The following is an 18835-nucleotide window of genomic DNA, read 5'->3' on the forward strand; positions in this document are numbered from 1 at the left end:
GTCGGCTCACGCGCCGCGAATCGTCTCGACGAGCGTATCGAGCGCCACGTCGCGCTGCTCCCCGCGCGCCATGTCCCGGACCGTCGCCCGCCCCGCCTTCAGCTCCCTCTCGCCAAGAAGGATGGCGTACCGCGCGCCGATCGCGTTCGCATAGTCGAGGTTCTTCGAGGGCCCACGCCCGACGAGGTCGATGTCGACCCCTAGGCCCGCGGCCCGGAGCGACGTCAAGATTTCGACGGCCCTCTTCTGCGCTCCTTCTCCGATCGGGATGACGTAGGCATCGAGCGCCCGGGCGGGCTCGATGGTCCGTTCGGCATCCGCCGCCATCACGAGACGATCGAGTCCGAGCGCGAACCCGGTCTGGGCCACGCGTTCGCCGCCGAAGACCTCCGCGAGGCTGTACGCGCCGCCGCCTCCGACTTGCTTCTCCGCGCCGAGGTTCGGCGAGTCGACCTCGAAGACCATGCCCGTGTAGTAGTCGAGGCCGCGCACGACGCCCATGTCGAACTCGTAGTCGGAGCGCGAGACGCCGTACGACTCGAGGAGACCGGCGAGGTCCCGAAGGTACTCGAATCCGTCGCGCGCCGCCCCGCTCAGGAGTTCCGCGGCCTCGTCGAGGGCCGAGGTGTCGCCGCTGATTCCGATTACCTTTCGCAGCGGCTTGGACAGATCCTTGCGGCCGAGGCGGACGAGTTCCGCGTCGAGGACCTCGAAGTTCCTCTTGTCGAGGGAATGCAAGATGACCGACTGGTCGTCCGGCTTGAACGGCAGGAACCCCCGCAGGATTCCGATGTTCCCGATCCGCGCCCTCACCTCCTTGAGGCCGATTGCCCGCATCGTCCCGATCGCGAGGGCGAGGACCTCCGCATCGGACGGAAGCGCGGCGCCGCCGAGGATCTCCGCGTTCAGCTGGAAGAATTCGCGGTATCGGCCCTTCTGGGGCTCCTCGTATCGGAAGACGTTCCCCGTGCTGTAGAGCTTCAGCGGCTTCGGCCGGCTCCGGAGCTCGGACACGTAGAAGCGGAGGATCGAGGCCGTGAACTCCGGACGCAACGCGAGGTCCCGGCCCCCCTGGTCCTTGAACGCGTACAGTTCCCGCACGATCGCAAGCCCGGATTTCGCCGTGAAGAGCTCGAGGCTCTCGAACGTCGGCGTGGCGACCTCGCGGAACCCGAACGATTCGGCGAGCTGGACGAACCGCGACTCGACGAAGCGACGCTTCGCCATGTCCTCGGGACCCCAGTCGTTGGTCCCGCGGGGCGGTTCGAACATCGGAGACGCGGCGAAGAGGGTCGGCCACCATAAACGTTTCTGGGAGGCGTCGACAGGGGGGCGGTCGACGATGTTATCGCAGTACTGAGATGCGACCGCCTCCCGTCTGGAAGGACGCTCACGGCCTCGCAAGCTCGCGTCGCCACGCCGCGATGCGCTCCACGAGTTCCGCGCTCGCGCGGGCCGCGTAGGCCTCGATCTCTCGGAGGGTCCGTCGGCGGGCGTCCGGGTCCGACGTGGGCCCCATGTACCGCTCGATCTTCTTGACGCCAGCGCCACGACCTTGGAAGCACCAGAAGTACAGGTACCGATTGCCGCGAATTTCCTTCTCCACGAAGCCGCACCCCACTTTCATGGAGACACCGCCCGAGGGAGATGGCGCCGGAGAGCATGAAGTTATCGCAGTACTGAGTTAAATTCTATCGAACGATCTCGCGTCGCGGCGAAAGTTCCGCTGTGGCGGCCTCGCGATGTTCGGTGGCGTCCCGGCGGCGTGAGTACGCGTCCATCCTCCCCGCGAGCGTCCTGTGGGGCAACTCGTTCCCCGGGAGCAAGCTCACCGTCGGATGGCAGACCCGCTCTTCTCGACGTTCGCGCGGATGGCGCTCGGCGCGGTCGCGGGCCTCGCATTCCTCGCCGCACTCCGTCACCTCGATCTTCATCTCTTCGCCGCGCTCCGCGACCACGCTCCTCGGATTTCGAGGTGGGACGGCCCGATCGTCGCGTAGAAGGACAGGGACGGATCCGCCTTTGCGCGCTCCAGCTGCCAGTGATGCCCCAATCCAATCCCGACATCGTCCTTGACGATGCTGTTGTCGAGCATGCACGCCTTTGCCGCGGCGTTCAGGCCGACCGAGAACCAGCCCAAGCGGGCGCGCGTCCTCGCGGTCGCAGGAAGCGCGTGGACGAGCAAGCTTCCGTTTTCCTCCGCTTCGGCCTCGACTATTTTCCCATTGGCGATCCGGAGCCGGACCCCCCGGATTGTGCGGCCCGCGAAGAAGATCGGGTCGCGGAAACGGACCTCCCCATTCGCCGTCTCGGGGCGTAACACGGCCTCGAGTCTCCCGGCTGGGAGGGACGTGTCGACGAATCCTTGACGGACGTCCGCCGGGCTGATGATTCCGTCATCGACCGCGGGTGTGACCGGCTTCGTCTCGAACCGAAGGTCTGTCCCGAAGTCGGACGTGATGCGGACCCTTCGGCGACCCGAGAGTGCACGAGCCAGCGACGCGCCGGCCTTCTGAATTGTATGCAAATCTACCGCTAGCGCGGCCTCATAGCTCTGCCGCCACTCGGCAAAGTCGAGGCCGTACGCTTCCGCCCGTTCCGGGGTCAGACGGCCGATCGGCAAGTCCACGTGGCGCACCCGCCTCCGGCGCAGCGGTTCGTCTTGCCGTCTGCCCCCTGTCGCATTCGCCTCGAATTTCTCCGGGGGAATGTCTTTCATGCGGCGGGCGTCCGCGGGCCCCCCAAGGTAGATCGTTGCGGTGGCCGTCGCGTTCAACGCGTATTCCGCGGGAGAGGGCGCGCGCAACCACCGGGTCGCAAGCTCGTTCATCGACGTGAACCACAGGTCGTCCGTCATGAGGGTGATGTGGGTGTCGCTCCCAACGCGCCGTGCCTCCAACGCAAGCGCCTCCGCGAGCGGTATCGTCGGGACGTACGTGTAGATCTCGAACACATCGCTCCATCCGAGCCGGAGGGAGGCTCGGACGACCTGGCGTGCGAGTTCCGTCCAACGTTCGAAGGCGCCTGGCTCAACGCTGACTTCCCCCATGGGAGGACCCGCAGCGTGAAGCGGCCGATGGAAGAATAACGTTTGGCCATCCGCGCGCAGGACGGATTGTCTTCGTCCGCCGCAATCTTCAATACGGCTCGCCGGTCTCGTTCGGCGGGATCGCCATGGACGAGGACGGGCCTTTTTTCGAGGACTTCCGGGTCGGGACGAAGGTCCGGAGCAAGGTCGGACGGACCGTCACGGAGACGGACAACGTGTGGTTCACCCTGCTGACCGGGAATGCGAACCAAATCCACTTCAACGAGGATTACACCCGCCGAACCTTCCCGGGGGCACCGTTCAACGGGCGGCGGGTCGTGAACGGCTTCCTGACCGTCGCGATCGCCGCAGGGCTCCTCGTCGACGCGACGAGCCGCAACGGGTTCCAGGTTGGCATGGAGCACGTACGGTTCTCCCGACCGGTCTTCCACGGCGACACGCTGTACTCGGAGGCGGAAGTCACGGAGGTCCGGGAATCCCGGAGTCGGCCGGGGTTCGGCCTCGTGCGGCTGCGGACGCGCGGGCTCAACGAGCGAGGCGAGTCGGTCGTCGAGTTCGACCGGATCTTCATGGTCCGGAAGAAAGGGGAGGCTTGGCATGGCCCACGCGCCGAGTGAGACCCAGCGGCTCCTCCTCTCGACGGTCGCGCGGCTCATGGACAAGTTCCCGCCCGACTACTGGAAGGGCCTCGAGGACCGCGAGGCCTACCCCGAGGAACTCGTGACGGAGTTCGAGGCCCAGGGCTTCGGCGGGCTCCTCATCCCGTCGGAGTACGGCGGCGCCGGCGGCGCGCTGTCGGACGCGGCCCTCCTCCTCGAGGAGATCCACGCGCGGGGCGGCAACGCCCAGCCGTTCCACGGGCAGTTCTATCTCTCCTTCCTCGTGTCGCGGTTCGCCTCAGAAGCGATTCGGCAGGAGTATCTCCCCGGACTCGCCCGCGGCGAAATTCGCATGCAGACCTTCGCCCTCACGGAGCCGGACGCCGGGTCCGATCTCACCCGGATCACCACGGTCGCCGAACGGACGGGGGACCGCTACCGGATCCGGGGCCGCAAGGTCTTCATCTCCCGGGTCGAGCAGAGCGACCTCATGGTGCTCGTCGCCCGCACGGCCCCCGTGGCCGAGGGCGCGAAGCGGACGGAGGGGCTGAGCCTCTTCCTCGTGGACCTCCGGGAGGCGAAGGGGATCGAGCACACCCGCATCCGGACGATGTTCAACAGTCAGACGTACGAGCTCTTCCTGAGCGACGTCGAGGTCCCCGCCGCGAACCTGATCGGCGAGGAGGGCCGGGGCTTCGAGTCCCTCGTCCACGTCCTCAACCCGGAGCGGATCCTGATCGCCTCCGAGTGCATCGGGGACGCCCGGTGGTTCATCGACCGGTCCGTGGAATACGCGAAGGCACGCGTCGTCTTCGGCCGCCCGATCGGGAGCAACCAGGGGATCCAGTTCCCCCTCGCCGACGTCCACGCGCGCCTCGTCGCCGCGGACCTCGTGCGATGGGAAGCGGCCCGCCTGTACGAGGCCGACGCGGACCCGAAGGCCGTCGGCGAGTACGCGAACCTCGCGAAGTACCTCGCCTCCGAGTGCTCCTGGCGCGCCGCGAACGTGGCGATGGACGTCCACGGCGGCTACGGCATGGCGAGGGACATGCACATCGAGCGGAAGATGCGGGAGACCCGCCTGTACCAGGTCGCGCCGGTGTCGAACCACCTCGTCCTCGCGCACATCGCGCATCAGGTCCTCGGGCTCCCGAGGTCGTACTGAACGACGGAGGCGCGGACGATGCGACGTCGGAGCCAACTGTACGTGCCGGCGAACAATCCGCGGATGGTCGCGAAGGCCGCGGGCCTCGAGGCCGATTCGATCGTCTTCGATCTGGAGGACGCGGTGCCCGCCAAGGAGAAAGCGTCCGCCCGGGACGCCTTGGGTCCCGCCCTCCGGAAGGCGGATTGGGGATCCCGGGAACTCGCGGTCCGGATTAACGCCCTCACGACGCCGGAAGGGGAGCGCGACGTGGCCGCCGTCGCGAAGGAACCGCTGCTCCAGGGGATCGTCGTGCCCAAACCGGAGGGGGACCTCTCGTCCCTCGCGCGGACGACCGGCAAGGCGCTCCTCCCGATCATCGAGTCGGCGCGAGGCCTCCTGCACATCGAGGACGTCGTCCGGAGCGAAGGGGTCGTCGCCGTAACGTGGGGGGCGGGCGACCTCGCGGCCTCCGTGGGCGGCGACATCGGCGCGTACGGACGGAACCCGTACGTGAAGACGCTCATCGTGATGGCGGCCGCCGCGTACGGGCTCGATGCGATCGACCGGGTCTTCTTCGACCTCGAGGACGACGACGGCTTCCGTGCCGAGGCGCTCGAGGCGAAGTCCCTCGGGTACGTCGGGAAGCAGGTAGTGCATCCCCGCCAGGTGCGCCTCGCGAACGAGCTGTTCTCGGCGACCCCCGAGGAGACCCGCTGGGCGCGGGATGTGGTCGCGGCGTATGAGGCCGCGGCCCGGGAAGGCCGAGGGGCGATCCGGGTAGGGGACCAACTCGTGGACGCCGTGCACTACCGGGCCGCGAAGCGGGTCCTCGAGCGGGCGGGGGTCTAGCGGGCCGACCTCACCCGGCGCCCTGGCCCCGCGCGAACCGCTGGGTCGCCTCCAGGCTGAATGGCAAATGGCCGCCTCCGTCCTTCGCCTTTCGGTAGTACGCCCAGAGATCGTCCCGGAAGCGCGGATCGCTGCAACGCTCGATGATCGCCTCGGCGCGTTCCCTCGAGGAGAGGCCGCGCAAGTCCGCGTGGCCGTGCTCCGTCACGAGCACGTCGACATCTTGGCGCGGGATGTCCGCGCTCGACAGGAGGGGCACGATTCGCGAGTATCGCCCGCCCGCGGCCTTCGACGCCATCGCCACGACGACGAGGCGCGCCGCGCGGGTGAAGTCGGGCGAGCCGCCCACGCCGTTGTGGGCGTTCGAGCCGATGTGGGAGCTATTAGCACCTCCAAACAAGTCGACTTCGATCGCCTGCTGGACCGTGACGACGTTCAGGCGGGCGATCACCTCGAGGCTATTCGTCACGTCGTACGGTCGTAGGACGACATGCTCGCGTACGCGATCGAGTCGCGCGAACAGCTCGTCCAGGATGCGATCGTCGCCCGGGAGCTGGTACATCGAGGTCGTGCTCACGCCTCGGACCTTGTCCCCGAGGACGGCCGCCCAGCGCGCCGGGATGCCCTCCGTCCAGATGTCCACGCCCCGGAAGGGCAACGCTTCCATCATGGCGGCCGCGAGAGGACCCGCCCCGAGCTGCAGCGCGAACCGGCCCGCCCAGGCCTCGCGCTTCAGTTCCCCTTCGAGGAACGCGGAGACGGCCTGCGCGATTCGTGAATCCGAGGGAGACGGCCCCGTGTAGGAGGCCGAGGGTTCGTCGTCGCGGTCCGTCACGATGATGGCGGCGATCTTGGACGTTGGCACGGAGACGTACGGCCTCCCGACCCGATCCCGGACCCCGCGGATCGGAATCGGCACGCCGGGTCGAGGGCGATAGATGTCGTGGAGGCCCGTCAGGTCCGGCTTCCGTTCATTGATTTCCACGATCACGCGGCGGCTCGCGTCGATGAACGCGGGGAGGGCGTCGACGGCGAGCCCGGGGACCAGCCGTCCCCGCTCGTCGATCGAGGTCACCTCGACGACCGCGACGTCGATCGGCTTTCCTCCGGTAAACGTGCCTTCGCGCACGAGATCCGGATACTCGCCGATGCGGCAATCGAAGAACTCGATGGACCCCTCGTTCACGGCCTTCCGTGCCCCTTCGCTCAGGTAGGGGAAGCGACGCCGGATTCCCAGACGAGCGATGGCCGCCTCGAATCGGGCCGTCGTCGCGCCGCCCGTGAGGAGCGTGAGCTCGTACCGACGGCCGGCTTCCGCGGACCGCGCGAGCGCGTCCGGGATTTCCTTCGCGAGGGACGAACCGCCCATGCAGGAGAAGGCGATCGAGCCGCGCTCCGGCACGAAGCGCTCGACCGCTGCGTCGGCGTCCATGAGGCGCGCGCGTAAGCCCTTGGAACGAACGCGTTCCGTCATCCGCCCCGCTCGACCGGACTACGCCGGGCCTGCCTATAACGGTGGCGCCCGCCGCGGATCGACCGCGGCATCAGGGGATTGCGAAGTACGTCTTCCGCAGATCGTCGAGGTCGAGCAACTCCGCTGGCGGACCGGACTTCACGACGTGGCCGTTCTGCATGACATACCCGAAGTCGGCGATTCGTAGCGCGGCGTATGCATTCTGTTCGACCATCAAGACCGTGAGGCCGGCCTCGCGCAGCTCGCGGATCTTGAGGAAGATCTCCGATACGAGTTTCGGAGCCAGGCCAAGGCTCGGTTCGTCCAGGACGAGGATGGAGGGCTTCGACATCAAGGCGCGCCCGATGCCCACCATCTGCTGCTCACCGCCGCTGAGGCGGCCGGCTTTCACGCGCGCTCGTTGGCGCAGGCGGGGGAACAGGTCGTAGACGCTCTCGAGGGTCCCGTCCGCGGACGATCGCGCGCGTTTGGTGTACGCGCCCAGCCGGAGGTTCCCCTCCGTCGTCAGCAGCGGGAACAGGCGGCGGCCCTCCGGGCACGCGGCGATTCCCTTCGCGGGGCGTTCATGGGCCGGCGTGCGCGTAATGTCCACTCCCTGGAAGACGACGTGACCGTGGGTCGGCCGCACGAGGCCGTTAACGACCTTCAGCGTCGTCGACTTGCCGGCGCCGTTCGGCCCGATCAGGACGGTCATCGCGCCCTGTTCGGCGTTCAGCGTCACGTCCCACAAGACTTGGGTACCGTCGTAGCCCGCCCGGATCCCGTCAAGCCGTAGCATCTGTCGCCTCCGTGCCGAGGTACGCCTCGATCACCGCCGGGTTTTCGACGACCTCCTTCGGAGACCCCTCCGCGATCTTCCTCCCCTCCTGGATCACGACGACGTGCTCGGACAGGGTGAGGACCGCACGCATCACATGCTCGACGACCAAGGCACCGAATCCCAGTTCCTTCTGGACTCGCGCGAAAAGGGCGATCGCGTCGCGGAGTTCTTCCGGCGACAGCCCGGCGAAGATTTCGTCGAGGAGGAGGAGTCCCGCGCCCGTCGCTAAGACCCGCGCGAACTCGAGCCGCTTCCGTTCCTGGACGGTGAGGTTCGAGGCGGGTGCGTCGGCGCGGCGAGTGAGTCCGACCAACGCAAGGAGGCGGAGCGATTCCTCCAAGGCGGAGGCGGGTTCGGCCTCCCGCCGATTTCCGTACATGATCGCGACGGCCACATTCTCGCGGCACGTCATGGCGAGGAACGGCTTCGGGATCTGGTGGGTCTTTGCAACGCCGAGCCCGACGATTCGATGCGTCGGCCACCGGTCGACGCGGCGCCCATCGATGGTGACGGTCCCCTTCGTCGGCTTCTCGACACCCGCGAGAACGTTCAACAGGGTCGACTTCCCCGATCCGTTCGGCCCGATCAGGCCCACGATTCGGCCGACCTCCAACTGTAAGGAAACACCCTGCACCGCTCGCACCCCGCCGAAGTACTTGTGGATGTCCCTTGCCTCGAGCGCGCGACTCACTCGAGGATCCTCCTAAGTTCAGGGACATACGCTCTCAACGTGCCGACGATGCCATCGGGGACGAGGAGGGCGATTACGATGACGACGAGACCGATGATGATGAACTCCGTGCCGATGAAAATGGTCAGGAAGAAGCGCGAAAGGAGGTTCACGATGGCCGCCCCGATAAGCGGACCGAGCAGGGTGCCCATGCCTCCAATGACAATCATCGCGAGCATGAGGAGCGAAAATGTGAGATCGAACGCGGCATAAGGGAAGACGCCCGACGTGGTCCAAGCGGAGACTCCGCCCGCGGCGCCGGCGAACAAGCCGCTCAAGGCGAACAGGAACAGCTTCAGCTTCGGCGCGTCGACGCCGAGCGACTTCGCCGCATCCTCGTCGCTCTTGATTGCCCGAATTCCGTATCCGACGCGTCCGTGCGTGATCCAATACGTCAGGCCGACCTCGATTGCCACGAGAGTCCAGATGGTGTAGAACCACGCCAGGGGTTCGAGCCCGATGTTCAGGTAGATCGCCTGCCCTTGGCCCAGGCCGGGAAGAACGAGAACGATGTTCAGCGCCGCAAGCGGTGTGACCAGCGACGCGATCGCGAAATACACGCCGCGGAAACGAAGCGTGACAGCCCCGATCCCGACGGCGAGGAGGAGTGACACCAAGGCACCAAGCGCCACGCCACCGATGGGATGCAAGCCCAGCGTCCCAACCCCGTATCCGAGCGCGTACGAGCCAGTGGCCATGAACACGACATGGCCGAAGTTCACGTACCCCGTGAGGCCCGTGATGAAGTTCAGCGAATAGGCGAGGGCCGCGAAGATTAGCAAGTTGATCACGATCGTCAGGAGAAACGTTGGGATCCAAGGGGCCCCGGACCCGAGCAATAGCAGGAACGCGCCGATGCCCCAGAGTGTAGGCCCGAACGCCGGTACGCGCGGTCGGGTCGGCCATTTCATCGGAGGATCCCCTCGGGTCGGAACAGCAGGATCGGTATGAGGGTTAGGAAAGCAATCGCAGTGGCAAGCGAGAGGCCCACAAACGCCTGGCCGACGTCGATGATCACGGCGATGGTGATCCCGCCCACAAGGCTCCCCCACATCTTTCCCGGGCCGCCGAGGACGACGATCACGAAACTGATCGGCGCGTATAGCGCGCCCATGCCCGGATTAATCCCCGTTGGCAGCCACACCGTCAGGAGGGCTCCGCCGGCCATCGTGACGGAGAAACCGAGCGCAATCCCGATCGCACCGACGAGCGTTGGGTCGATTCCGAGGAGTTGCGCAGCGGGGATGTCTTGGCTGTACGCACGGATCGCGTTTCCTAGGAACGTGCGGGTGAGGAAGATGTGGGTCAAGCCAATGATTGCCACGGACACGATCGCTACGTAGACTGCCCCCAGGGGCAATCGAAGGAATCCGATTTCGACTACGCCCGGGCTCCAGGGGATTCCGACGAAGTTGGGGCTCCACACCCGGAGCGCCACATTGGTGGTGAACAGCGCGAGCCCGAACGTCGAAACAAGGGTGACCATCTCGCTCCGCAGGCCGATCGACTCCTTCCCACGAATTTCGCGGTAGAGGAATCCGAAGTAGAATCCGAGTCCGACGGCAAGGCCAATCGCTGCGTCCACCGGCGCGCTTAGGAGCGGACTGAATCCAAACCACAAGTTAAGGAAGTACGCTCCGTAGGCGCCGATCATGATGAATTCGCCGTGCGCGACATTCACGATTTTCGCGATGCCCCAAATTAAGTTCAGGCCGTGTGCGATGACCGCGAAGACGCAGCCGAGCAGCAGACCGAAGGCGAGGTCCGCGGCGAGGACAGCTGGCTCGGGCATGCGCCCGGTCTCCCTCGGCTACGATCCGGTGTACGGGTACTGCACCGATGTCTGCGCGAGGTCGGAGGGATACACGAGTTTCTTCGTTCCGGCTTGCCACTGGACGAGGACCATCGTGTGCGCGGTTTGCAAACCTCGGGAGTCGATCTGGAAGCCCCCGAAGAAGGTCATGCTGTGCATGGTGCCCAGCTTCGCTCGGACCTCGGTCGTGTTGAGACTTTGCGCCTGCTCGATTGCCTGCGCAAGCACGAACAGCGCTGCGGCGGCTTCGGCGGCATGATAAGCAGGGGTGGCCCCCCCGTTCAGGGTCCCGTATAGTTGGGTGAACTCCGCCGGGGTCGGTCCGTAGTAAGCAAGGCCCAGCGACTGGGCCAGGGTCGGGCTGTACGGGACGGCGGCCTCCCATTGGGAGGGGCCCGTCACGTTGTTTGCCGACGCGCCGAGCTGGGACTGGAACGTAGGCTCGGTGACCGCCACGAGGAGCGATACTAACTTCGGTGGAGGGATCCAAGTGGTTTTGAGTTGGTTCATGATGAGCAAGCCGTCGGCGAAATGCCCGCCGCCGATGAGGTCGTCGGCGCCCGACGCAGCCGCATCGTTGAGCTGGGTCGTCAAGTCGTTTGTATTCTGGGGGTACGAAACGTTGTAGACGACGCTCAGCCCCTTAGACTGCGCGTACGCGATTGCGGACTGCGTCGCGAACGTCGAGAACGCGTCGTTTGCATACAGCGCGGCGATCTTGTCCGTCGGGTGGTTTGCCTCGATCCAGTCGACCACGCCTTCCAGATAGACGGACGCCTTGCTCAACACCTCGACGAGGTTTCGACGTGTGGCACCGGTCCAAATGATGTCCGAGGACCCGCCGTGGGACATCATGACCCGGTCGTACTGATCCGCGAATGGCGCCGCGGCGGTCGTAAGGCCGCTGCTGTAGGGCGCCAGGAGGAAGTCGGCTCGATCCTGCTGGATGATTTGCGGGTAAAGCGAGACGACATTGGCGCTAAGGCTCTGGTCGTCGTAGTAATCCAAACTGATGTTGTACACCTTTCCTTGAACCGTGATTCCGCCATGGCTATTGATCCAGTTCGCCGCGGTCTCGATTCCATGCAGGGAATTCGTCCCTTCGACGCTGAATGTCCCGGAAAGGGCAATCGTGAACCCGACCCTGATCGTACCGGAGGGACCCTTCGGCAGACTCAGATAATAGAAGGCGACAGCTCCGGCGGCGACGAGGATCAGCAGCACGACCCCGATCGCGATCAGCTTGCCCCGGCCCGTCTTCGGCGCCGAGGGGGCTCCGACCTCTGGTTCGACTGGTTGCGACATGTCTCCCCGCCCACCGGCGGGGCGAAGGTTGGAATCCCTTAAGCTCTTTCCGCCTCCGCGCGAGGATCAAGAGGGGAAAAACTCAATGCCGTCATCGTTCTCCCCCGTGGGGTGAGGGCCCGCGACCGGGACGTGATCCTCGTCCTGCTCGCGAGCGTCCTCTGGGGCACCTCGTTTCCCGGGAGCAAGCTCACCGTCGGGAGTGTCGACCCACTCTTCCTGACGTTCGCGCGGATGGCGCTCGGCGCGCTCCTCGGGGTCGGAGTCCTCGTGGCGACGCGTCGCCTCGATTTCCGCGTGTTCCGCGAGCCGCTCGTCTGGGTCCTCGGTGCGATCAACGCGGTCGGATTCGATCTGCAGAACGAAGGAATCCTGCTAACGACCGCGTCGAAGACCGCGCTCCTCGTGAACGTGAATGTCGTCATCATCCCGGTCCTCATGGTGCTCTTCTTCCGGGAGGCGATGACCCGAGTCCGGATCGCGGGCCTCTCGATCGGGGTGTTCGGGGTCGTCGTGCTCGCGACGAAGCTGAATCCGGGGTCCCTCGCAGGGGGCCAGTTCGAGGGCGACGTCCTCGTCTTCGTCGCGGGCCTCGTCTGGGCGTTCTACGTCGTCGGCGCGAAGAAGATGGTGGACCGCGGCGGGGACTACGTCGCTCTGGCCGCGGGCATCCTGGCGACGACGGCGATAGTGGCGGCCCTCCCCTTGTTCTTGGTCGGCTGGCCTCTGCCCGCGAGGACCGAAGGGTGGCTCGGGATCGCGTACCTCGGCCTCGTCCCGACGTTCACGCCCCTCCTGCTGTACGTGGCCAGCCTGCGCACGATCTCGCCCACGACGTCAGCGCTGCTGATCCTCCTCGAGGTCGTCGTGGCGGCGATCCTTTCGTTCGTGATGTTCCAGGATGCCATCGATATGTTCACCCTCGCCGGAGGGGCCCTCATCCTCTTCGGCGCCTACGTCGTGGCGCGCGGAGAGAAGGAGATCCCCGAGCCCGCGGCCGCCGGTCTCGCGCCGGTGCCGTCGGGCACCGCCTTGCCGGATTCCGATGGCGAGAGGCGGCGATAGCCCGTCCGCAGGAGCGCCAAATTGGCGCTATCGCGCTCTCGCGATTTCGACGCGGGACGGCGCGATCGCCACGTACGAGGACGGGGACGGATCGGCCCTTATCCGCTCATATGAACGGAACGAGGCTCCGGAAGATCGAGTAGGAGATCCAGGAGAAGATCAGCCACACGGCGAGGAACACGGTCGCGAAGACGAAGATTCCGCGCCGCGTCCCCTCCGGGATGTCCCCCTTCAGCGCGCCCACGACCCACGCCATCATTACGGCGAACGAGACGGCGAGATCCATCGCCACCACGGACACCCAGCCCAGAATCCGAATGGTGTCCCGATAGGCGATGATCGCCGGATCGGTCGGAGGCTGACAAAACCCCGTGCAGGGCGGGGGAATCAAGAGCGCGGCGTGGAACGACAGCATCCCGGCGAACAAGAGCACGCCGATGAAGAGGCCGGTCAACAGGACGAAGGTGTTCGTCGAGATGCCCGCTCGCCGCGGGGTCATGGGTACGGGGGGCGCATACGGCGGCGGACCATACGGCGGCGGAGCATACGGCGGCACGGGCGCAGTGGGGCTCGGTTCCATGGTCATCCCTCCCGGACGGGAATGGCCTGTGGATACATAAGGCTCCCGAAGCCCCCGGCCCTCACTCGGCCGATGACAGACCTCGCTGTGGTGATTGCGAGACGGGCGATGTCCGACCACGTGACGGCGAGATCCCGGGCGGAACAAGGAGTTCAGGAGGCGATCCGATCGGCCACGAGGGCAGCCGCAAAGATCGCCGTTCCAACGGACACGACGAGCGGCCCGGCCGGCAGCCTGAGGTAGTTGGCCAAGAGGATTCCCGACCCCGCGCTCGCGGTCCCGGTGAGGCCACTCAGCAACGCGTAGGACGAGAGATTTCGGCTGACGGTTTTCATCGCCGCGGCCGGGATGACGACAAGGGCCCCCACGAGGACCGTGCCGACGATCTTGATTCCGACCGCCACGACGAGGGTCACGAGGAAGAGGTAGACGAAGTTGACCAGGGCCACATTTGTCCCCGTCGACCGGGCGAGTTCCTCGGACAGGATGCTCAGGACGACTCGCCGGTACACGAGCCGTGCGACGACGACGGTCGGAGCGGAAATCCCGACCGCGAGGAGGGCGTCCACGAGGGAGACCGTGGTGATGTCGCCGAAGAGCGCCTCCAAGAGGTCGACCTCGGGGGTCAAGAGGATCCCCACCGCGAGGGCGGTGACGAACAAGACGCCGATGATCGACTCGGGGAACAGCCTCGTCGTCTTCTCGATGTACCATGTCAGGACCGCGGCGGAAAACAGGAACGCGAACGCTCCGAGGAACGGATTGAAGTTGAACAGAATTCCGAGAGCGAGGCCCGGCAACGCGACGTGGGAGAGCGCGTCGCCCACGAGGGCCATCCTCTTCAAGACCATCAGAGACCCGACATAGCCCGCCGCGAACCCGACGGAGATCCCCGCGACGAGGCTATACACGGCCGCGTCGGTCATCGGAGTCCCCGGGACCCGAAGTCGTGCTTGTGCTCTGCGAGGCCCGAACCGCTCCCGAAAATCTCCATCAAGAGATCGGGCTCCGAGAGGCGGCTCGGGGCCCCAAAGAATCGGACCGTCCGATTCAGAGCCAACACCGCGTCGGAATACTGAGAGGCGATGTGGATGTCGTGCGTGATCAGGAGGACCGTGATGTTGCTTTCCTTCTCCAGCCGATTGAGGGCTTCGTACAGCATGTCTTCGCTTCCGATGTCGACGGTGGCCGTCGGCTCGTCGAACAGGAGGACGTTCGGCCGATCGAGGACCGCCCATGCGATCAAGACGCGCTGCATCTCGCCGCCCGACAGGATGTCGAGCCGCTTTCGCAAGACTCCCCCCTCCAGGCCGACCGCGGCGAGCGATTCCTCGAAGCCGGCCTCGCTTTTGAAACCGAGGAAGTCGCGGACGGTGATCGGCACATCCGTCACCACGAAATGCTGCGGCACGTAGCCGATCCGGACCGGGCCGGACCACTCGACCGTCCCCGTGTGTGGCACGAGGCCGAGGAGGACGCGAAAGAGCGACGTCTTGCCCGCGCCGTTCGGGCCGACGATGGCGAGCGTGGTCCCTCTCCGGACGTGGAAGCTGACATTCTCCAAGATGGGGACCTTATCCAATCGAACCCCGAGGTTCGCGACGCGCAGGACGTCTCCGGAGGCGCCGGCGTCATGGGGCGAACTTCGAGAAGGGGGCGGCTCGACGGCCATGCTGCCGCGCCCATTCGATGTCGTTATTTAAGAATTTGTGCACTCTTAATAACCCTCAAGTACGCGTTGCGCGGTCATTAGTAGCATGCCGATCGTCAGCGTGAGCATGGACGAGTCGATCCTCCGGAACCTCGACGACGTGGCTCAGCGGCGCCGCTACCGCAGCCGAAGCGAAGCGGTCCGCGAGGCGCTCCGTGAGTTCATCGATGTCACGGAATGGGGCCGGGAAGGCGGAGAGGCGTCCGTCATTCTCGCGGTCATCTACGAGAAGGGGAATCCGCGCGCCGACCTCGCAATGCTCCAGCACCGGTTCGATGAAATTCGCACGATGCTCCATACCCACGTCGATGAAGCGGATTGCCTGCAGATCTTCGTCGCCGAAGGATCGACGACGCGGCTGAAGGAGCTCATCGGGCAAATCCGCCGAATCAAGGGAATCAAGGTGATCAAGTTCATCCAGACCGCGGCCCGCCGGTGAGCCTCGCTCCGACCCGAGACAAGGCGAGCGCGGTCCTTGGGAGGAGAGGTGTATGCGGACGCGTCTTCCGCGCACCGGAGGAGGTTCGGTCGCAGGTCACTCGACCGTGACGCTCTTCGCGAGGTTCCGCGGCTTGTCGATCGGGCACCCGCGCATCCGCGCGACCTCGTACGCGAACAGCTGGAACGCGACGCTGACCGGGACCGGCGCGAGGACCCATGGCATCGAGGGAATCCAGATCACGTCGTCCACGGCCTTGGGGAGTTCCTTGTCGCCCTCCGTGCCGATCGCGAGCACGGGCGCGCCGCGCGCGACCACCTCTCCGATGTTCGACCGCATCTTCTCGTACGTCGGGTCCTGCACCGCGATCGCGATGACCGGCGTGGATGGCGTCACCAGGGCGAGTGGCCCGTGCTTGAGCTCTCCGGCGGCGTACGCCTCCGCGTGGACGTACGAGATTTCCTTGAGTTTCAGAGCGCCCTCCAGGGCGACCGGGTAGTGCGCATGGCGGCCGATGTAGAACGCGTCCCGCGCGTTCCCGTACTTCTCGGCGAGCGCCCGGATCTCCGTGGACTTGTTGAGTACGTACTGCGCTGCCCGCGGGAGGGACCGGAGCTCGTCCTTCAGCGCGTCGATTTCGGCGTATCCGAGCGCCCCGCGGTCCTGCGCCATCTTGAGCGCGATCAGGTACAGGACGACGACCTGCGCGATGAACGTCTTCGTGCCCGCAACGCTGATCTCGATGCCCGCGCGCGTGTACACGGTGATGTCCGTCTCGCGCGTCAGGCTCGATCCGAGGACGTTTGTGATCGCGACGGTCCTGCAGCCGCGGCGGCGCGCCTCGCGCGCGGCGCCGAGCGTGTCGGCCGTCTCGCCGCTCTGGGAGATCAGGATGACGAGCGGCCGGTCCGCCGGACCCTGCGTATAGCGGTACTCCGAGGCCAGCTCGGCGGAGGCCGGGATGCGCGCGAGCTCCTCGAGAATGTACTTGCCGATCAACGCGGCGTGGTACGACGTCCCGCACGCCACGAGCTTCACGCTCGTGGCCCCCTCGGACAGGAAACCGTCGATCTCGAGGTTCGCGAGCCTCCCGAGGAGCGTCTCGTGGATCGCCTTCGGGCCTTCGTGGATTTCCTTCAGCATGAAGTGTTCGAACCCGCCTTTCTCCGCGTCCTCGAGCGACCAGGTGACCCGCTCGGGCTCTCGCCGGACCGCGCGGCCGTCGAGGTCCGTGACCGCCGCGCCCTTGGGTGTGATCACGACCATCTCCTTGTCCATCACGTAGAGCACGCGGTCCGTGTAGCGCAGCAGCGCGGGGACGTCGGACGCGAGGAAGTTCTCGTCCGGTCCGAGGCCGACGACGAGCGGGCTTTCGTTGCGGGCGCCGACGACTTTCCCGGGTTCGTCCGCGTGGACGGCCAGGATCGCGTAGGATCCGCGGACATCGCGGAGCGCCTTCCGGACCGCTCCCTCGAGGTCGCCGTCATAGTATGACTCGATGAGATGGACGAGGCTCTCCGTGTCCGTCTGCGACACGAACGTGTGGCCGCGCGCCTCGAGCTTCTCGCGGAGGCTCGCGAAGTTCTCGATGATCCCGTTGTGCGCGAGGGCGATCTTCCCGTGGCAGTCGACGTGCGGGTGCGCGTTCACCTTCGACGGCGGCCCGTGGGTGGCCCAGCGGGTGTGGGCGAAGCCCGTCGTCCCCTTGAGCGGCGGGAGCTGCGCCTCCAGGTCCGCGATGAAGCCTTTGTCTTTCACGACGTGGAGGGCGCTCCCGACGACGGCGACGCCCGCGCTGTCGTACCCGCGGTACTCGAGGCGCTTCAGGCCGTCGAGCAGGATCGGCAGGGCGTTGCGGCGGCCCGCATACCCGACGATTCCGCACATCTACAGGACCACCGCGCCCGAGGGGATCGTCCCGCGGAGCTTCGCGCCCGACTCGACCCGCGCCCTCTCATTCACGACGGTCCCCGGCGCGACGCTCACCCCGTTCCCGATTTCGACGTCCTCGCCGATCAAGGCGCCGATCTGCGGGACCGCGTGCCACGCGCCCTCGATGTTCACGTCCCCGGGCCCGGACGCGGCGAGGAGACCCGCCCGCGCGACGACGCCGGAGCCGAGGACTGCGTCTTGCACGACGCTCGACGGACCCAGGATGACGTCGTCCATGAGGATCGAGTTCGCGACGGTCGTCAGCGCGCCGATGCGGACGTTCTTCCCGAGGCTCGTCGAAGGCAGCAGGACGGCGTTCGGACCGATCTCGCATCCGGGCCCGATCGACAGCGGACCTTGGAGGTACGCCCCCGACCGGATCACGCACCCGTCTCCGATCGAGACGCGGCCGCGGATCGTGACCGCGGGCTCGATCGTGCCCGCCCGGACCTCGTGCCCGTCCTTGAGCGCGACCGCATTCAGCCGAAGGAGGTCCCACGGGTACAGCGCATCGACCCATGTCCCGCCCGTCTTGACGGCCGCGACCGCCGTCCGCTTCGCAAGCGAGGACACCGCCCCCGGCAGGTCGTGCTGGCCCTCCTTCACGAGCGCCTGAATCTCGTCGAAGATCCGCGCGTCGAGGGCGTACGCCCCCGTGCTGATCAGGTTCGAGATGACTTCGGTCGGCTTCTCTGTGATCGCGAGCAGGTTGCTTCCCTGGATCGTGATGACGCCGTAGCTCTGGGGCCGCTCGCTTTCCGTGATCAGCACCGCGGGCTTCCCGGCGATCTCGAGCAGGTCCGATACGAACCGGCCGTCGACCATGTTGCTGCCGTTCAGCACGAGGAACGGCTCGTCCAGATGGCCGCGCGCCTCCCAGATCGCGTGGGCCGTTCCGAGCTGTTTCGTCTGCGTGACGTAGGTGACGTGCGCGCCGAACGCCTTGCCGTCCTGGAAGTACGCCTGGATCCGTTCGCGCCGGTACCCGACGACGAAGAAGAGGTCGTGGACTCCGTTTTCCACGAGTGCCTGGACGACGTACTCGATGAGCGGGCGGTTCCCGACGGGGATCATCACCTTGGGCAACGACGCGGTGAAGGGCCCCATCCGGGCGCCTTCTCCTGCGGCGAGGACGACCGCTTTCATGGTCCGACCACGTCCGAGCGCTCCGGACGGATGCCGGGCTTACGCCGCGACGGGTATATCCCTTGTGGGGCCCGTCCAGCGGCTGAGAATCGTTCGAGTCCGTCGCGTTCGCAGCGCTCGGGCGGATTCGCCATGTCCCATTCGGACTGCTTCCCGATATTAAAAGCAATTCTACA

The 18835-nt window shown here is 66.3% G+C and carries 20 protein-coding genes; 5 read left to right on the forward strand and 15 right to left on the reverse strand.

The window, feature by feature from the left end; genetic code table 11:
- Positions 1 to 6 precede the first annotated feature (6 nt).
- From hisS to VF992_11840, 4 genes are all read right to left on the reverse strand, one after another.
- Positions 7 to 1272, reverse strand: coding sequence for a histidine--tRNA ligase (gene hisS / locus VF992_11825; GenBank protein HEX9341839.1), 1266 nt, complete (start codon positions 1270 to 1272; stop codon positions 7 to 9).
- 118 nt (positions 1273 to 1390) lie between these two features.
- A complete protein-coding gene (locus VF992_11830) occupies positions 1391 to 1627 on the reverse strand; it encodes a hypothetical protein (protein HEX9341840.1) in 237 nt (78 codons plus the stop codon).
- Positions 1628 to 1691: 64 nt separating this feature from the next.
- Entirely contained in the window at positions 1692 to 1958 is a 267-nt protein-coding gene (locus VF992_11835) for a hypothetical protein (GenBank protein ID HEX9341841.1), read from the reverse strand.
- Positions 1931 to 3049 (reverse strand): aminopeptidase, encoded by a 1119-nt coding sequence (locus tag VF992_11840; protein HEX9341842.1) that lies wholly within the window; start codon positions 3047 to 3049, stop codon positions 1931 to 1933. The genes VF992_11835 and VF992_11840 overlap by 28 nt, the downstream gene beginning before the upstream one ends.
- Before the next feature lie 119 nt (positions 3050 to 3168).
- Between VF992_11840 and VF992_11845 the strand changes: the two genes are divergently transcribed.
- Genes VF992_11845 through VF992_11855 form a run of 3 tightly spaced genes read left to right on the forward strand, consistent with a single transcriptional unit; the run spans position 3169 to position 5644 of the window.
- Positions 3169 to 3666, forward strand: a complete 498-nt coding sequence (locus tag VF992_11845; protein ID HEX9341843.1) for a MaoC family dehydratase — start codon at positions 3169 to 3171, stop codon at positions 3664 to 3666.
- Positions 3647 to 4813, forward strand: a complete 1167-nt coding sequence (locus VF992_11850) for an acyl-CoA dehydrogenase family protein (GenBank protein HEX9341844.1) — start codon at positions 3647 to 3649, stop codon at positions 4811 to 4813. The genes VF992_11845 and VF992_11850 overlap by 20 nt, the downstream gene beginning before the upstream one ends.
- A gap of 18 nt (positions 4814 to 4831) precedes the next feature.
- The gene (locus VF992_11855) at positions 4832 to 5644 is read left to right on the forward strand and encodes a CoA ester lyase (GenBank protein ID HEX9341845.1); all 813 of its coding nucleotides are present in this window, start codon (positions 4832 to 4834) and stop codon (positions 5642 to 5644) included.
- Positions 5645 to 5654: 10 nt separating this feature from the next.
- On the opposite strand, the gene VF992_11860 is transcribed toward VF992_11855, so the two are convergent.
- The 6 genes from VF992_11860 to VF992_11885 all read right to left on the reverse strand — a co-directional run bounded on the left by VF992_11860 (position 5655) and on the right by VF992_11885 (position 11786).
- Positions 5655 to 7076: an acetyl-CoA hydrolase/transferase C-terminal domain-containing protein gene (locus VF992_11860; protein ID HEX9341846.1), complete on the reverse strand. Its 1422-nt coding sequence runs from the start codon at positions 7074 to 7076 to the stop codon at positions 5655 to 5657.
- 112 nt (positions 7077 to 7188) lie between these two features.
- A complete protein-coding gene (locus tag VF992_11865) occupies positions 7189 to 7896 on the reverse strand; it encodes an ABC transporter ATP-binding protein (GenBank protein ID HEX9341847.1) in 708 nt (235 codons plus the stop codon).
- Entirely contained in the window at positions 7883 to 8629 is a 747-nt protein-coding gene (locus VF992_11870; protein ID HEX9341848.1) for an ABC transporter ATP-binding protein, read from the reverse strand. The genes VF992_11865 and VF992_11870 overlap by 14 nt, the downstream gene beginning before the upstream one ends.
- Positions 8626 to 9579 carry a branched-chain amino acid ABC transporter permease gene (locus tag VF992_11875; GenBank protein ID HEX9341849.1) on the reverse strand — a complete coding sequence of 318 codons (954 nt, stop codon included), beginning with the start codon at positions 9577 to 9579 and terminating at the stop codon, positions 8626 to 8628. The genes VF992_11870 and VF992_11875 overlap by 4 nt, the downstream gene beginning before the upstream one ends.
- Positions 9576 to 10460, reverse strand: a complete 885-nt coding sequence (locus tag VF992_11880) for a branched-chain amino acid ABC transporter permease (GenBank protein ID HEX9341850.1) — start codon at positions 10458 to 10460, stop codon at positions 9576 to 9578. Before VF992_11880 ends, VF992_11875 begins: the two co-directional genes overlap by 4 nt.
- 18 nt (positions 10461 to 10478) lie before the next feature.
- A complete protein-coding gene (locus VF992_11885; GenBank protein ID HEX9341851.1) occupies positions 10479 to 11786 on the reverse strand; it encodes an amino acid ABC transporter substrate-binding protein in 1308 nt (435 codons plus the stop codon).
- Positions 11787 to 11897: 111 nt separating this feature from the next.
- On the opposite strand from VF992_11885, the gene VF992_11890 reads away from it, so the two are divergent.
- Positions 11898 to 12851, forward strand: a complete 954-nt coding sequence (locus tag VF992_11890) for a DMT family transporter (GenBank protein HEX9341852.1) — start codon at positions 11898 to 11900, stop codon at positions 12849 to 12851.
- A gap of 106 nt (positions 12852 to 12957) precedes the next feature.
- Here VF992_11890 and VF992_11895 read toward each other — a convergent pair whose 3' ends face one another.
- From VF992_11895 to VF992_11905, 3 genes are all read right to left on the reverse strand, one after another.
- Positions 12958 to 13437, reverse strand: a complete 480-nt coding sequence (locus tag VF992_11895; protein ID HEX9341853.1) for a hypothetical protein — start codon at positions 13435 to 13437, stop codon at positions 12958 to 12960.
- A 146-nt stretch (positions 13438 to 13583) separates the two neighbouring features.
- Positions 13584 to 14357 carry a metal ABC transporter permease gene (locus VF992_11900; GenBank protein ID HEX9341854.1) on the reverse strand — a complete coding sequence of 258 codons (774 nt, stop codon included), beginning with the start codon at positions 14355 to 14357 and terminating at the stop codon, positions 13584 to 13586.
- A complete protein-coding gene (locus tag VF992_11905) occupies positions 14354 to 15103 on the reverse strand; it encodes a metal ABC transporter ATP-binding protein (protein HEX9341855.1) in 750 nt (249 codons plus the stop codon). Before VF992_11905 ends, VF992_11900 begins: the two co-directional genes overlap by 4 nt.
- A gap of 85 nt (positions 15104 to 15188) precedes the next feature.
- Here VF992_11905 and VF992_11910 point away from each other — a divergent pair, with 85 nt between their 5' ends.
- On the forward strand, positions 15189 to 15581 hold the full coding sequence (locus tag VF992_11910; GenBank protein ID HEX9341856.1) for a CopG family ribbon-helix-helix protein: 393 nt from the start codon (positions 15189 to 15191) through the stop codon (positions 15579 to 15581).
- A 96-nt stretch (positions 15582 to 15677) separates the two neighbouring features.
- On the opposite strand, the gene glmS is transcribed toward VF992_11910, so the two are convergent.
- Together glmS and glmU are read right to left on the reverse strand one after the other, a co-directional pair.
- Entirely contained in the window at positions 15678 to 17468 is a 1791-nt protein-coding gene (gene glmS / locus VF992_11915) for a glutamine--fructose-6-phosphate transaminase (isomerizing) (protein ID HEX9341857.1), read from the reverse strand.
- Complete coding sequence (glmU, locus tag VF992_11920; protein HEX9341858.1) at positions 17469 to 18659, reverse strand: bifunctional sugar-1-phosphate nucleotidylyltransferase/acetyltransferase; 1191 nt, start codon at positions 18657 to 18659, stop codon at positions 17469 to 17471.
- Positions 18660 to 18835 lie beyond the last annotated feature (176 nt).

This window comes from Thermoplasmata archaeon (assembly GCA_036395115.1).
Lineage (GTDB): Archaea > Thermoplasmatota > Thermoplasmata > RBG-16-68-12 > RBG-16-68-12 > RBG-16-68-12.